This window comes from Arthrobacter sp. TS-15, from assembly GCF_006964045.1.
Taxonomy (GTDB): Bacteria; Actinomycetota; Actinomycetes; order Actinomycetales; family Micrococcaceae; genus Arthrobacter.
This window is the reverse complement of record NZ_SDXQ01000041.1, coordinates 17,324-32,301: the sequence shown is the minus strand read 5'-3', so window position 1 is coordinate 32,301 and position 14,978 is coordinate 17,324. Positions and strand designations below refer to the sequence as shown.

General features: G+C 61.4%; 11 protein-coding genes. 6 read left to right on the top strand and 5 right to left on the bottom strand.

Features of this window, described 5'->3' with window-relative positions:
* Positions 1-89 precede the first annotated feature (89 nt).
* Both lpdA and EU811_RS16945 read right to left on the bottom strand, forming a co-directional pair.
* Positions 90-1,472, bottom strand: a complete 1,383-nt coding sequence (gene lpdA, locus EU811_RS16950; protein WP_142939495.1) for a dihydrolipoyl dehydrogenase — start codon at positions 1,470-1,472, stop codon at positions 90-92.
* 292 nt (positions 1,473-1,764) lie between these two features.
* A complete protein-coding gene (locus EU811_RS16945) occupies positions 1,765-3,288 on the bottom strand; it encodes a leucyl aminopeptidase (RefSeq protein WP_142939494.1) in 1,524 nt (507 codons plus the stop codon).
* A gap of 274 nt (positions 3,289-3,562) precedes the next feature.
* Here EU811_RS16945 and EU811_RS16940 point away from each other — a divergent pair, with 274 nt between their 5' ends.
* The 4 genes from EU811_RS16940 (at position 3,563) to EU811_RS16925 (ending at position 8,828) form a co-directional block, all read left to right on the top strand.
* Positions 3,563-4,501 (top strand): proteasome assembly chaperone family protein, encoded by a 939-nt coding sequence (locus EU811_RS16940; protein ID WP_142939493.1) that lies wholly within the window; start codon positions 3,563-3,565, stop codon positions 4,499-4,501.
* A 35-nt stretch (positions 4,502-4,536) separates the two neighbouring features.
* Positions 4,537-5,892, top strand: coding sequence for an MFS transporter (locus tag EU811_RS16935; protein WP_142939492.1), 1,356 nt, complete (start codon positions 4,537-4,539; stop codon positions 5,890-5,892).
* 89 nt (positions 5,893-5,981) lie between these two features.
* The gene (locus EU811_RS16930) at positions 5,982-7,268 is read left to right on the top strand and encodes a DUF4192 domain-containing protein (protein ID WP_142939491.1); all 1,287 of its coding nucleotides are present in this window, start codon (positions 5,982-5,984) and stop codon (positions 7,266-7,268) included.
* 246 nt (positions 7,269-7,514) lie between these two features.
* A complete protein-coding gene (locus tag EU811_RS16925; RefSeq protein ID WP_142939490.1) occupies positions 7,515-8,828 on the top strand; it encodes an RNA polymerase sigma factor in 1,314 nt (437 codons plus the stop codon).
* A 214-nt stretch (positions 8,829-9,042) separates the two neighbouring features.
* Here EU811_RS16925 and EU811_RS16920 read toward each other — a convergent pair whose 3' ends face one another.
* Positions 9,043-9,264, bottom strand: a complete 222-nt coding sequence (locus EU811_RS16920) for a DUF7455 domain-containing protein (RefSeq protein ID WP_018778705.1) — start codon at positions 9,262-9,264, stop codon at positions 9,043-9,045.
* 255 nt (positions 9,265-9,519) lie between these two features.
* Here EU811_RS16920 and EU811_RS16915 point away from each other — a divergent pair, with 255 nt between their 5' ends.
* Positions 9,520-11,628 carry a DNA gyrase/topoisomerase IV subunit B gene (locus EU811_RS16915; protein WP_142939489.1) on the top strand — a complete coding sequence of 703 codons (2,109 nt, stop codon included), beginning with the start codon at positions 9,520-9,522 and terminating at the stop codon, positions 11,626-11,628.
* A 41-nt stretch (positions 11,629-11,669) separates the two neighbouring features.
* On the opposite strand, the gene EU811_RS16910 is transcribed toward EU811_RS16915, so the two are convergent.
* Both EU811_RS16910 and EU811_RS16905 read right to left on the bottom strand, forming a co-directional pair.
* Entirely contained in the window at positions 11,670-12,692 is a 1,023-nt protein-coding gene (locus EU811_RS16910; protein WP_142939488.1) for a M56 family metallopeptidase, read from the bottom strand.
* 5 nt (positions 12,693-12,697) lie between these two features.
* Positions 12,698-13,084: a BlaI/MecI/CopY family transcriptional regulator gene (locus tag EU811_RS16905; RefSeq protein ID WP_142939487.1), complete on the bottom strand. Its 387-nt coding sequence runs from the start codon at positions 13,082-13,084 to the stop codon at positions 12,698-12,700.
* Between the two features lie 281 nt (positions 13,085-13,365).
* On the opposite strand from EU811_RS16905, the gene EU811_RS16900 reads away from it, so the two are divergent.
* Positions 13,366-14,964: a cytochrome ubiquinol oxidase subunit I gene (locus EU811_RS16900; protein ID WP_142939486.1), complete on the top strand. Its 1,599-nt coding sequence runs from the start codon at positions 13,366-13,368 to the stop codon at positions 14,962-14,964.
* Positions 14,965-14,978: the final 14 nt, after the last annotated feature.

The window sequence follows — 14,978 nt, the reverse complement described above, 5'->3', positions numbered from 1 at the left end:
ATCTTTGTGCGGATGAATTCTGCTGGTCCGGGTCAGGTGCATGCGGCATATTGCGCTGCATGCACCTGACCCGCGGGTCTTGGTAAGACTTAGCCGTGGAGAGCTTTGCCCGCGAGGGCAAGGTGGGCTTCGCCCAGGCTTTCGTTCTGGGTGGGGTGGGCGTGGACCAACTGTGCCACGTCCTCCGGGTAGGCTTCCCAGTTCACGATCAGCTGGGCTTCACCGATCTGCTCGCCCATGCGGGAGCCGATCATGTGGATGCCCACAACGGGGCCATCTTTCTGGCGTACGAGCTTGACGATGCCGCCGGTCCCGAGGATGGAGCTCTTGCCGTTGCCGGCCAGGTTGTATTCCTGGGTCTGGACCTGGTCGTCGCCGAACTTTTCCTTGGCGGCCTTCTCGGTGTAACCGACTGTGGCAATTTCGGGCTCGCAGTAGGTTACCTTGGGGATGTTGATGTCCTCGACGATTGCCGGGTTCAGGCCGGCGATTTCCTCGGCGACGAAGATACCCTGCTGGTAGCCACGGTGCGCGAGCTGAACACCGGGGACGATGTCGCCAACGGCGTAGATGTTGCCGACGCCAGTGTGGAGGCGTTCGTTGGTGATGACGAAGCCGCGGTCGATGGTGATGCCGGCCTCTTCGTAGCCGAGGTTGGCGGTGACGGGACCACGGCCGACGGCAACCAGGAGGAGGTCGGCTTCGAACGTCTGGCCGTCAACCAAGGTGACCTTGACGCCGTCGTCGTTCTGCTCGACACCCTGGAAGAAGATGCCGGTGGTGAACTTAATGCCGCGCTTCTTGAAAGCACGCTCAAGGTTCTTGACGATCGAGGCGTCCTCGTTGGGGACCAAGGAGGGGAGGCCTTCGATGATGGTGACATCCACGCCGAAGGACTTCCAGACGGAAGCGAATTCGACTCCGATGACGCCGCCGCCCAGAACGATGGCGCTCTTGGGGATGTAGTCCATGGTGAGGGCCTGGTCGGAGGTGATGACCTTGCCGCCGATTTCAAGGCCGGGCAGCGAACGGGAGTATGACCCCGTGGCCAGGACGATGTTCTTGCCCGAGTAGGAGGTGCCGTTCACGACGACTGTGTTGTTGCCCTGGAGCTTGCCTTCACCCTCAATGACGGTGATGCCCTTGGACTTGATGAGTCCCTGGAGGCCCTTGTACTTACCGGCAATGATGCCGTCCTTGTACGCGTTCACGGCCGACATGTCGATGCTGTCGAGCGTGACGTTCACGCCGTACTTGGCGGAATCGCGTGCATGGTCGGCAAGTTCGGCCGAGTGCAGGAGTGCCTTGGTGGGAATGCAACCGTTGTGCAGGCAGGTTCCGCCGAGCTTTGCCTTTTCCACAAGGCCAACGGTGAACCCAAGCTGAACGGCCCGCAGGGCAGTGGCGTAGCCGCCGCTGCCGCCACCGAGTACCAGGATGTCGAATTCTTGCGCAGTTGCCTGATCGGCCACTAAAACGCTCCCTCGCGTGAATGATGACACGGGACTGCGTGCCATCTGGTCTTTGGAACTTGTTCTGCCGTGATTATGCCAGCACCTAAGTTCTCTTGCATTTGTGACTATCGAGTTCACCTTAGCGAACCACCTACCCATGCTCCACCCTCTTCGGGCGTTTTGGGGAGCGCTTGTGTCCAGACTCACGTTCACTTGTGACACAGCGCTACACCCCGCATAATTCCGGGGTTGCGCGGCCCTCGCCGGGGATCAGGCACGGGCTCGCGCAAACCGGAGGTGCAGAGGGGTGCTATGCGGAGGCGGCCAGGAGATCCTCGGCGTAGGCAACCAGGGTGCGAACAGTGCATCCGGTACCCTGCTTGGGCGTGTAACCGTAGGGGGCTCCGTTGTTGAACGACGGTCCCGCGATGTCCACGTGGGCCCATGGGATCTGCTGGCCGGCGTCGTTCTTTCCCACGAATTCGCGGAGGAAGACCGCTGCTGTCATCATGCCGCCGTTGCGCTCACCGATGTTCGCAATGTCGGCCACCTGGGAGTCCAGGCTGGGGCGAAGCTCCTCAGGCAGGGGCATGGGCCACACGAGTTCCCCGGCACGGTCCGCGGCACTCTTCAAGGCAGCAGTTACCGAGTCGGAACCCATGACGCCTGCAGTCCGCAGACCCAGGGCGATCAGCTGCGCACCTGTAAGGGTAGCTACGTCGATGATGGCATCCGGCTTCTCCAGGCTGGCAGCGACGATGCCGTCAGCCATCACCAGGCGCCCTTCAGCATCCGTGTTCAGAACTTCAACTGTCTTGCCGCCGTAGATGGTGAACACGTCAGCGGGACGGGCTGCAGCGCCCGAGGGCATGTTCTCCGCGATGCAGAGCCAGGCGGTCGCCTTGAGGGGAAGCCCGAGCGATGCGATGGCCAGGACGGTGTTAAGTACGACGGCGGCACCGGCCATGTCGCTCTTCATGTCGCCCATGCCGAGGGCAGGCTTGATGGAAATGCCACCCGTGTCGAATGTGATGCCCTTGCCGACGAGGGCAATCTTCTTCGTGGCCTTCGCGGGGGCGTATTCGACTTTGACGAGGCGCGGCTGGCGGGTGGAGCCCTTGCCAACGCCGAGAATACCCCCGAAGCCTTCCTTTTCCAGGCGCTTTTCGTCCCAGACTGTGATCTTGACCGGCAGGCCCTTTGCCAGTTCCTTAGCGGACTCCGCAAAAGACTCGGGGAACAGGTGGCTCGGCGGTTGGTTGACCAACGTGCGGGTTGAGTTGACGGCACGAGCAAGCACAATGGCCCGGTCCAGCGCCGGCTGGGCGGACTTGGCATCGACATCCGTGAAAATCAGTGCCTTGGCCACGGGGGCCTTCAGCCCATCCTTGCTGGAACGGTGCTCCGTATAGGAGTACGCACCCAAGGCAGCTCCTTCGGCGACAGCCGTGACATCGGCAAGTGTCGCCGTCGGGAACGCCAAGGTCACCGAAGCGGTACCGGCGAGCTGGCGCACGGCGGATCCCGCAGCGCGTCGCAGGGCTTCTTCGCTCAGGCCGCCATCTTCGGAGAGCTTTCCTACTCCTGCAAGGACAAGAATCCCTGAGCCCGTCTCCGGCAGGCCTGGAAGCCGGTGTGCCTGATCGGCAGCGCCGGTGATCCCCAAAAGCTGCAGTGATCCTGCAACGGACTCCGCGGCTTTAGCGCTCAGCGGGTTGGACAGTAGTACCGGTCCGTCCGAGCCTTGGGCAACGCCAATCACAAGTGCGTCGCTAGGGGACTTTTTCAGGTCCTTGGCGATGATGCCCAGGATGATGTCAGTAGTCTTGACCACGAGGATGTGTCCTCACTTCTCTCTGCATTGCATGGCGGGGCCACATGTTTGGCGGCCCGCCCCGGTACGCGCCCGACGTCTTCTACGACGGCGGCCTTGGTCTTCGGGCCCAACGTCGCACAGGACGTCGGCCCGCTTCGATCGTAGTCTCTGGAAGGCCGCGGACAGCAATTAAATGAGAGCTGCGGCACATCGGGGGCAGGAATGCCTGTTGACCGTGCAGCGTTGTATGGAATAGCTCCAGAATTTTATATCTTTGCGAAAGGAACACGCCGTGTTTGAACGGATATCCGGCTCTCTCCTGGACCCCGAATCGCTGTATGCGCGAAACATTGAGACCTTTTACGGCCCTGAGCTACGCGGGCTGAATATGGTCATGGGATTCACGGGTTTTGCCGATGCCGGTCAGGTAGTTCGGCAGATCAACGCGGAACTTCTGGATGAACTGGACGCTGAGGTGGTGGCCATGTTCGACGCCGACCAACTCATCGACTACCGCTCGCGGCGGCCGCACATCAGCTTTGTGGAAGATCATCTGCAGGACTACCAGGCGCCAAAGCTCGGTCTGTACAAGCTGAACGACGGTCTCGGCCAACCCTTCCTCTTGCTTGCCGGCTTCGAGCCCGACCTGCAGTGGGAGCGCTTCTCGCGCGCCGTCGTCGGAATCGTGGAAGAGCTGGACATCAACCTGGTGACCTGGATCCATTCCATCCCCATGCCCGTTCCGCACACGCGGCCTGTCGGGGTGACGGTCCACGGCAACATGCCCGACCTCATTGAGGGAATATCGAGTTGGAAGCCCACCGTAGATGTTCCTGCCGCCATTGGGCACATCCTGGAACTCCGGCTCACCGAAGCGGAGCGCAACGTAGCCGGCTACGTTATCCACGTCCCGCATTACCTTTCCGAAGCTGAGTACCCGCCGGCCGCAGTCGCCGGTTTGGAATACCTGGGGGCGGCAACGTCCCTCATGCTGCCGACGGACAGGCTCCGGGAAGCCGGCCGTGAAGTGGGCCGCCAGATCGCCGAACAGATCGAAGCTTCTGAGGAAGTACAGGCAGTAGTGGCCAATCTGGAGACGCGCTACGACGAGAAATCCGAAGGCATTGTCCGCCGATCGCTGCTGGCTGATGAGAATGATGAGCTCCCCAACGCTGAAGACATTGGGGCTGCGGTTGAGGCCTACCTGGCTCGTAAAGACTCGCCTCAATAAATCAGCTTTGAGCCGCCGGCAGGCATAATTGTGGGGTGAATGCTCCCCGTGCCTGGCTGATTTGGACGATCGGCGTATTCGCCTACCTGGTGGCCGTGGCGCAGCGAACCTCGTTTGGCGTCGCAGGCTTGGAGGCCACTGACAGATTCCACGCCAGTGCCTCTGCCATCTCGTTTTTCACGGTGCTGCAACTTCTGGTGTACGCCGGCTTGCAGATTCCCGTGGGCGTCCTGGTGGACAGGTTTGGTTCGCGGGCCATGATTGCCGGTGGTGCCGTGCTCATGGGCTTGGGACAGCTGCAGCTGTCTTTTGCGGACAGTGTTCCCGGGGGCGTGCTGGGCCGGGTCCTGGTGGGGGCAGGGGACGCGATGACCTTTATTTCGGTGATCCGTCTGGTCCCTTTGTGGTTTGCCCCCGCCAAGGTTCCACTGGTCACCCAGCTGACGGGCATGTGTGGTCAGCTTGGTCAGCTCTTCAGTGTTGTGCCGTTCGCGCTGCTTCTCCACGCCGCCGGATGGACTCCGGCTTTCCTCACTTTGGCAGCGATGTCTGTGCTGGCAGTGGTCCTGGTCCTGGCAGTGCTCCGCGACGCCCCGCCCGGACACCCACCGCGGGAAGCCGGTCAGGGCCTGCGTGCCACCGGCATCTCCCTGTCCCGGGCTTGGAAACAACCCGGAACCCGTCTGGGCCTCTGGAGCCACTTCACCGTTCAATTCAGCGGGAACCTGTTTGCGATGACCTGGGGGTACCCCTTCCTGTTGTCCGCCCAGGGACTGGATGCGGCAACCGTTTCCGGCCTCATGGCGCTGTTCGTGGCCACCGCAATAGTTGCCGGGCCAGGGTTCGGCCGATTCGTTTCCAAACACCCCATGCGTAGATCCGCCATGGTCCTGCTCATTGCGCTGGGGACGGCCCTGGCCTGGGCTGCTGTGCTCATTCTTCCCGACCGCGCGCCCTTGTGGCTCCTGGTGCTTTTGGTGGTGGTGCTGGCTGTGGGCGGGCCCGGATCCATGATCGGATTCGACTTTGCCCGGACCTTCAATCCCTCGCACCGGATCGGTACAGCCACGGGTATTGTCAACGTCGGCGGCTTCATTGCGGCGCTCATTGCCATCTACCTCATCGGCCTTGCGCTTGACCTTCTGTACGCCAGTGGTTTTTCCGGCGGTGATCTCTACGGTCTCGCGCCGTTCCGCATCGCCCTCAGCGTTCAGTTCGTACTGCTGGGCCTTGGTACGGTGCTCATCCTGGTGACGCGGCGGAAGGTGCGCCGGCAAATGGCAACCCAAGGTATTCACGTGCAGCCGTTGCTGGCTGCCCTCGCCAGGCAGCGCCGGGAACGGATTGAACGACGCCGGGCCGCGCGGCCCGCGTCGAAGGTCGACGAGTAGGCCAATCCTTCGCCGGTTTCCTGCGTCGCTTATCCACATAGGCACGATGGTCACTGTCTCCTCCGGCCGGCGTTGAGCAGGGTGGAACCATGACTTCCAACAGAACGCTCAGCATCCACCAACCCGAAGATATTCTTGGCTACATTCCCCACATGCTGGGTTACTGGCCCGAGGACAGCCTCGTGGCCATCACCATGCAAGGGAAAGTCCTCGGAGCCACGCTTCGCGTGGACCTGCCACGCCTGGGATCCCGGCAGGCCAACAAAGATTTCGCGGACCAGATCCGCAGCTTCCTGATTGCCGACGACGACGCCAACGGAGTAGTGCTGGCTGTCTACACCGACTCCGGATGGGAAGACGGCATGGTGGTCCGGCAGGCAATTCCCCTGCTCGAAGCGTTGCAGGTGAGCCTTGACGAGGTTGACTTATCGGTTCGGGACGCGTGGCTGGTGGGTTCCGAGTACTGGCGAAGCGCCTACTGCACGGACATTGAATGTTGTCCGGTACCGGGATTGTCCGTTGATCGGATCAAGAACAGCAGACTCAGCACAGAACTGGTATATAGGGGGAGCTTCATAGGGCCTTCGCCCGGAAGCGAGCCTGGAAAATCCCGGACCGCCCGTCCCGGGGCGCTTGATCCTTTGGTGCTGGCCGCTGAGTCACGCTACGGCAAGCAGATCCTTGGTAGATGGAGGAGCGAGTATTGTCTGGACGCCGTGCTTGCCGTGTGGCGCAATGTGTTGAAGCGGGTCGAAGCCGGCCACCCGTTGCAGCCCGGCGCCGATGCACACATCATGGGCTTCCTCAGGGCAACGCTGCGGATCCCGGCGTGGCGGGACGCTGTGGTGGTCATGGCGGCTGCAGGCGTGGAATCTGCGAAGTCCGGCGCGTTGGCGTTCGGTCTCTTCGATGACGACGGCAACTACGACGACAACGACACCGACATAAACGGCCGCGACACGCCGTTCGACCCTCAGGAACTGGGAGTGGCGGGTCCGGTTCTCCCTGCTGCCAAGGGTTCATCGGAACGAAATGCCAACGGAGACGTCTTCACCTACGGAGATGTCCTGCTTGGGATGCAACCATCCATGCCGTGCTGGAGCGCCCTCGATGCACTGCAGAAAGTGTTGGCCGGGTTGTGCGTCGAGGCCGAATCGGGCGTAGTGCCTGCAGCAGCACTGACCCTGCAAGGCTGGATCGCATGGTGCAAGGGGCGCGGATCAATTGCCCACGCCTGCCTCAGTGGGGCGGAGGCCGCCCAGCCGGGCTATCGTCTTGCCGAACTACTCATGAGTCTGCTGGGACAAGGGACCATTTGCCCGTGGGCGCGAAGTTCCAGCACCGCCTGGCGCGGGGTCCGGGGCACGGTCGCATAGAGGGTTTGGACATTCATCCGAAGTGCGTTTCGAAAAACCGTGAGACAATGGATGCCGAGACCCGGTTGGGTCCGCGTTCGAATGCCTGTATTGGTCCCCTTGGTGGGAACAATTCAGTGCCGTTGGGAGTTCTCTATAGAGACTCTGCAGACGGCGATCGCATTTGAAATTGATCGCGGACTTGACAGGGTCATAGTGGTGTTGCCCGTATGGTGATTCCACAGACCGCCGCTAGAAAGGTTTTCTGTGACCCCGTCTTCCGTCGAGAAGGAACCCGCCGCCCAGGCCGAACTGTCCGCTGAGGAAAAGAAGGCGGCAACATCGGCAAAGCGCGCAGCGACACGTGCTGCCAACAAGGCCTCAGAGGGCGACTCTGACAAGCCGGCACCCAAGAAGCGTGGACCCAAGCCAGGTGCGAAGGCCGCCGCTGAGGCCGCGAGCAAGTCCTCAGGCTCCGATGCTGAGGACGCCAGCGGCGAGGATGAAGACTTTGATCCCGCAGCTGCCGAGGAAGTCGAAGTCGGAGACGACGACGTCGAGGACGGCGCCACGGCCACCAAGGACAAGGCTGCGCCGTCCGGAACGGGATTCGTTTACTCGGATGCCGACGACGACGACGCGCCGGTCCAGCAGGTCATGTCGGCCGGCGCTACAGCCGACCCCGTCAAGGACTACCTCAAGCAGATCGGCAAGGTCGCGCTGCTGAATGCGGAGCAGGAAGTTGATCTCGCGCTTCGGATCGAGGCCGGCCTCTTTGCTGAGGAAAAGATCAACGCTGACGACGGATCCATGGATCCCAAGCTCAAGCGTGAGCTTGAATTCGTCATCCACGACGGCAAGCGCGCCAAGAACCACCTGCTCGAAGCCAACCTGCGCCTCGTCGTTTCCTTGGCAAAGCGCTATACCGGCCGTGGCATGCTCTTCCTGGACCTGATTCAGGAAGGCAACCTGGGCCTTATCCGTGCAGTGGAGAAGTTCGATTACACCAAGGGCTTCAAGTTCTCCACGTACGCAACCTGGTGGATCCGTCAGGCAATTACCCGCGCCATGGCAGACCAGGCCCGCACCATCCGTATTCCGGTGCACATGGTGGAAGTCATCAACAAGCTGGCCCGCGTACAGCGCCAAATGCTGCAGGACCTCGGCCGTGAACCGACACCTGAAGAGCTGGCACTCGAGCTGGACATGACCCCTGAGAAGGTTGTTGAAGTCCAGAAGTACGGACGCGAGCCAATTTCACTGCACACCCCGCTGGGTGAAGACGGTGACTCGGAGTTCGGTGACCTCATTGAGGACTCGGAGGCTGTTGTTCCCGCTGACGCCGTCAGCTTCACACTCCTGCAGGAACAGCTGCACTCCGTCCTGGACACGCTGTCCGAGCGCGAGGCCGGAGTTGTGGCGATGCGCTTTGGCCTGACCGACGGCCAGCCGAAGACTTTAGACGAAATCGGCAAGGTCTACGGTGTCACGCGTGAGCGCATCCGCCAGATCGAAAGCAAGACCATGTCCAAGCTGCGGCACCCGTCCCGCTCGCAGGTCCTCCGGGACTACCTGGACTAAACAAGCAGAGTAAGGGAAAGTGGCCCGGCCGGATATCCGGCCGGGCCACTTTTTCTGTACGCCCAGCATGGGCATTCGCTTGGAGGTGTGAGTCCTCTGGAGGAGAAGGTGGGCTGACTTTCCTCGGTGCAACCAGTTATACGCAACAAGGCCCCTCCCGGATGGGAGGAGCCTTGTTATCTGATCAAAAAGGGTTTCCGGTGAGCCGGACTGCCTAGTCGACGGGGACGGGAGCCTTCTCGTTGAGGCGCTCGGTCTCATCGTGCCAGTCGGAAGTCATGGGCCGGAGCGTGGCTTCAACTGCACGGGCATGGTGGCCGCAGAAGAGCAGCTCACCGCCGGAGGACTCGAGTACAACGCGGACGTACGCTTGGGCTCCGCAACGGTCACAGCGATCAGCTGCGTTCAGCGTGCGGTCTGCAACTGCTGTTGTCATGTCGGCCTCCTTAGTAGTTCTGTACATCCATATAACCAGCATTCGATGCAGATCCATGGCAAGGATGGGTCACTTTCGCTGTCCGCGTATCACATGTCCGTAACGTCAGCGGGAAGGCTGCACCGATACTGGAGTGGCAAACGGTGCTTCGTGCCTTCCCCGGCTAGGCTGGTACGGGCAGTGTTTGCCTTGAATTACCAGCCAAACGCGGCTGGGAAGCACCCCTGAGATATACCCCGAAGGAGCACACCGCGAGTGGCACCGAGTTCTGAATACAACGCCCGGCATTTGTCCGTCCTTGAGGGCCTGGAAGCAGTCCGCAAGCGCCCGGGCATGTACATCGGCTCCACGGACTCACGCGGTCTTATGCACTGCCTTTGGGAGATCATCGACAACGCAGTCGATGAGGCCTTGGCGGGCTTTGGACATGACATCAAGGTCATCCTGCACGCGGACAACTCGGTGGAAATCCACGACGACGGGCGCGGCATTCCTGTGGACGTCGAACCCAAGACCGGACTTTCCGGCGTTGAAGTGGTCTTCACCAAACTGCACGCCGGCGGCAAATTCGGCGGCGGTTCCTACACTGCCTCGGGTGGGTTGCATGGCGTGGGCGCCTCTGTGGTGAACGCGCTGTCCAGCCGGCTGGATGTCCAGGTGGACCGGGGCAGCAAGACGTACCAGATGTCTTTCCGGCGTGGAGAGCCGGGACGTTTCGTGGATTCCGGGGCCAAGCCAAGTCCCAACGCGCCATTTGAGCCGTTCGTGGAGAATTCGGTGCTTGATGTTGTGGGCAAGGCAAAGCGTGGTGTTACGGGAACCCGCGTACGTTACTGGGCCGACCGCCAGATCTTCACCCCCGATGCCAAATTCTCCTATGATGACCTTGCCTCAAGGGCGCGTCAGACGTCCTTCCTTGTACCGGGCCTGAAAATCACCGTGCGCGACGAACGCAAGCTGGCTGGTACGCCGGGGGAGTCCGGTGTCCATGAGGAGGTGTTCCACCACGACGGCGGCATCTCCGAGTTTGTTGAGTTCCTCGCGGCCGATTCCGGAGTAACGGACGTTTGGCGCCTCCATGGCTCCGGGAAGTTTAAGGAAACCGTCCCCGTCCTTGACGAGAACGGCCACAGCCAGATCGCGGAAGTCGAACGCGATTGCGAAGTGGACATCGCACTGCGCTGGGGTATTGGTTATGAGACCACCATGCGTAGCTTCGTCAACATCATCGCCACACCCAAGGGCGGCACACACCAGTCCGGTTTTGAAGCTGCCCTGCTCAAGACGTTCCGTAAAGCGGTGGAGACGAATGCCCGCAAGCTCAAAGCCGGGAACGACAAGATCGAGAAGGACGATATCCTCGCCGGCCTGACAGCCGTCTTGACTGTTCGTCTTGCTGAGCCGCAATTCGAGGGGCAAACCAAGGAGATCCTCGGCACCTCTGCCGTCCGGGCCATTGTTGCCAAGGTGGTTGAGAAGGAAATATCGGCGAGGTTGAGTTCGGCCAACCGCAACGATAAAGCCCAGTCTGCGCTCCTCTTGGAGAAGATGGTGGCCGAGATGAAATCGCGTATCTCGGCGCGTGTGCACAAGGAAACCCAGCGCCGCAAGAACGCACTGGAAACGTCATCGATGCCCACCAAGCTTGCCGACTGCCGAACGGATGACGTTGCCCGCTCCGAACTGTTCATCGTGGAGGGCGACTCGGCACTTGGAACCGCAAAGCTTGCACGGTCCTCGGACTTCCAGGCTCTGCTGCCCATCCGGGGAAAGATCCTCAATGTCCAGAAGGCATCCGTGGGTGACATGTTGTCCAACGCGGAATGCGCGGCGTTGATCCAAGTGGTTGGGGCAGGCTCGGGTCGCAGCTTCGACCTTGACGTTGCGCGGTACGGCAAAGTGATCCTGATGACTGACGCCGACGTTGACGGCGCGCACATCCGGACTTTGCTGCTAACCCTTTTCTTCCGTTACATGCGGCCCATGGTCGAGGCAGGACGCGTGTTTGCAGCTGTTCCCCCTCTGCACCGCGTTGAGGTCATCAACCCGGGCCAAAAGGCCAATGAGATGATCTACACGTACTCGGAAGCCGAGCTCCACGTGCTTCTGTCCAACCTGGCCAAGGAAGGCAAGCGGTACAAGGAACCCATCCAGCGGTACAAGGGCCTGGGGGAAATGGATGCGCAGCAGCTGGCTGAGACCACCATGGACCCGCGCCACCGGACTCTTCGTAAGGTGGGCATCGAAAGCGCCCAGCGCGCCGAGGAAGTTTTTGACCTCCTGATGGGCTCCGACGTCGCACCACGCAAGGAATTCATCATTGCCGGCGCTGCCACGCTTGACCGGGAGCGCATCGACGCGTAGCCCGGGACCGGGGGCATCGTCAGTGGTTGATGCTGGGGACGTTAGCCCAGCAATCCTGGAACAATGAGCAGCGCCGTGGGCACTGCAAGCAGCAGGGCCGAGGCCAAGAGGACCAGCACACGCACGGGCTTGGTGAGCGGCGGCTTGGGTGAGAGCAGGCGGCTGACGCGGGACGCCGTCGTGCGGGGTGAGTCGGCACCGCCGGTAGCGCTGACGGCATTGCCTTCCACGACGGCGCCGCCAGCGCTGAGTGCCGGGCTGCCACTGAGTGCCTGCCCGCCACTGAGCGCCGGCGTGCTGATGCCCGGCTGCGAGGTGCCGCTGGCAACAATGGCGATGGCCTTGATCAGTGTGCCTTTGCTTTCAGTGCGCAGGGCCACGTCATCGGCCAGCATTTCGATCAGTGAGTTCACGGCCGTCTGCGCCAGCCGGGTGGTGGGGAACCAAGGCAGTGCCTGACGCCAGGCAGCAAAGGCCCACAGCAGGAGATCGTGGCGCTGGGACAGGTGGGCATTTTCGTGAATGAGGACAGCCCTGAGCTCTGCCGGTTCCAGTGCTGCCATGAGGCCGTCGGATAGCACCGTTACGGATCGGGCGCCGCCGGGCAGGCAGTAGGCCACAGGAGAGTCGTGGTTGATCACCACGGTGCCCGGGCCGTCGTCGGACGGTGATGCCAGCAGGGCGAGTAGCTCGCGGTGGCGTCTCCGTTGGCGTTCAATCTTGTAGTAGGTCAGCAGCAGGGTGAAGACCAGGTGCGCGGTCAGCAGTGCTGCCGCCGAGAGCGCAAAGAGGTGCCAAAAGCCCAGGGCGGTGGTGGGTTCGTTGTTGAAGACCATCCCGGCAAGGCTCTTGAGCCCTGCTATGAGATTGTCCCCGATTGGTTCCAGTCCGTAGACGAGCATGGCCCCGATCATGGACAAGCCACCGGCAAGAGCGATCGCCTGCCACAGCACCATGGCGGTGAAAGGGGATCGTGCCGGCCACTGTGCACGGGACAGCAACACGGGTACCGGCCACGCCAGAATCAATGCCAGGACCGCAAGCAGGTATGAGGTCCAGAACATAGTGGCTAATTGTAGCCGAGCAGTTTGCGCAGGGTAGCGGCTTCACTTTCGGTGACGGAACCAATGAAGCGGGCAAGTACGGCCTCGCGGTCCGGTGCGGAGCCAAGGACCTCGTGCATGAGTTCGGCGGTGTGGTCAGCGCGGCTCGAGACTGCCTGGTAGCGGTGCGGCCGGGTTCCGCGTTCGCGTTCAACCAGACCCTTCTTCTCCAAGCGTGAGAGCACAGTGAGGACCGTAGTGACTGCCAGGTCCTTGCCCTGATGACCGGCGGTGCCGTCGCCGGCCGCGGAATCCTGCGCCAAAAGATCACGCAGTGTATTGGCGGTTGCAGCCTCCTGGCCTGCCCAGAGCAGATCCATCACTGCCCGTTCCAGTTCCCCAAGACTTGCCATCTATACGTCCCTACCTTCCGCTTCCCGGTGCAGGGTGGCTGCTGCCGGGGAGCGATGATTCAACATTCCACAATAAATCTACCGCTTTTCAGGCCTTCATTCTACGTGAGGTAGAACTATCGGCGCGCCGCGCTGCCGAGCGGACCCTTGCGCGTGGGTTACGCCACTTGAAGAATGGGTTTTGGCGATCTCCATTTGTTCTACACTGTGTAGAAGAGAAGTTTTCTACGTGACGTAGAAGTAAGGTCATCGTACTTCGGTCCACCGCACAAAGGACAGCCATGGACGCCTTGGAAATCGCACGCTGGCAATTCGGTATCACTACCGTCTACCACTTCATGATGGTGCCGCTCACTATCGGCCTCGGCCTGGTGGTGGCCATCATCCAGACCATCTGGTACCGCACCGGCAAGCCGGAGTACCTTCGCATGACCAAGTTCTGGGGAAAACTCTTCCTCATCAACTTCATCATGGGTGTAGCCACCGGCATCGTGCAGGAATTCCAGTTCGGCATGGCATGGAGTGAGTACAGCCGGTTCGTTGGAGACGTCTTCGGCGCACCACTGGCCCTCGAAGCCCTGCTGGCCTTTTTCGTCGAATCAACCTTCCTGGGATTGTGGATCTTTGGCTGGAAGCAGCTCAAACGCGGCGTGCACCTGGCCTGCTTGTGGATCGCCGTCATCGGGTCCGTCTTCTCCGCGTACTTCATCATTGTGGCCAACTCTTGGATGCAGCACCCCGTAGGCGTTGAGATGGTGGATGGCCGGCCCGTGATGACGGACGCTTGGGCAGTGTTTACCAACAACACGGCGCTGGTTGCCGTGCCCCATACCCTCTTTGGCGCACTGGCTGTTGCCGGTGCCTTCCTGCTGGGGATCGCCTGGTACCACCTGTGGCGTCGGCGCCACGACGGCATTGACGTCGTTGGCAAAGACGGAAAGCTGATTCCCGGCGAAGCAGCCATCCCGGGCCGTGACAAGGCTGACTACACGGTCTGGATGAAATCCCTGCGGATCGGCGCTGTGGTGGCCATGATCTCCTTTGCCGGAACCGCCATCACCGGTGATCTCCAAGGCAAGCTCATGTTCGAACAGCAGCCCATGAAGATGGCCGCCGCTGAAGCTGCCTGCCACGACGGCACGGGCTTCTCGGTGCTGAGCGTTGGCAACCTGGGAGCGACCAACTGCGAGGACATCGTCGCAGTTATCGAAGTCCCCGGCATCCTCTCCTTCCTGGCCAAGGGCGACTTCACCACTGAAGTGAAGGGCGTGAACAGCCTGCTGGGCGAGTACAAGGAAAAGTACGGCACCCACCTGCCGGACAACCCGCTCTACGGTGAGCGCGCCGGACAGGAAATCCAATACGTGCCCGTCATGGAAGTCACCTACTGGGGCTTCCGCATGATGATCGGCTTCGGTGGCATCGCAGCCTTCGCCGCCCTGCTCGCGCTTTGGGTGACCCGCAAGGGCGTAGTTCCCGAATCCAAGTGGCTGATGCGCCTTGCTGTCTTTGGGATTCTCGCTCCCTTCGGCGCCAACGCCGCAGGCTGGATCTTCACCGAAATGGGCCGGCAGCCATTCGTGGTGGCGCCCAACCCGGACATGAACGGTATTGACCAGGTCTTTATGTTCACAGCTGCCGCGGTATCCCCGGGCGTCAGCGCCGGAGAACTCATGACCTCCCTGGTGGTCCTCACCGCCATCTATGCCGTGCTGTTGGTGGTGGAAGTGAAGCTCCTGGTCAAGTACATCCGCGGGGGCGTGGCCTCGGCGATGCCTGAACTGGCCCACGCCAAAGACACAGATAACCAACACGACAAGAACGACGACGGCGCCGGCCCGGACAAGTCCGGCGACGACGTCCTGGCATTCGCCTACTAAAGCCAAGGGGTACT

What these genes read in the sequence shown, in the direction of transcription:
- EU811_RS16910 (WP_142939488.1), bottom strand. Translation starts at nt 12,692, where the DNA reads ATGTTCTGGACCTCATACCTGCTTGCGGTCCTGGCATTGATTCTGGCG.
- EU811_RS16900 (WP_142939486.1), top strand. Translation starts at nt 13,366, where the DNA reads ATGGACGCCTTGGAAATCGCACGCTGGCAATTCGGTATCACTACCGTC.
- EU811_RS16920 (WP_018778705.1), bottom strand. Translation starts at nt 9,264, where the DNA reads ATGACAACAGCAGTTGCAGACCGCACGCTGAACGCAGCTGATCGCTGT.
- EU811_RS16905 (WP_142939487.1), bottom strand. Translation starts at nt 13,084, where the DNA reads ATGGCAAGTCTTGGGGAACTGGAACGGGCAGTGATGGATCTGCTCTGG.
- EU811_RS16930 (WP_142939491.1), top strand. Translation starts at nt 5,982, where the DNA reads ATGACTTCCAACAGAACGCTCAGCATCCACCAACCCGAAGATATTCTT.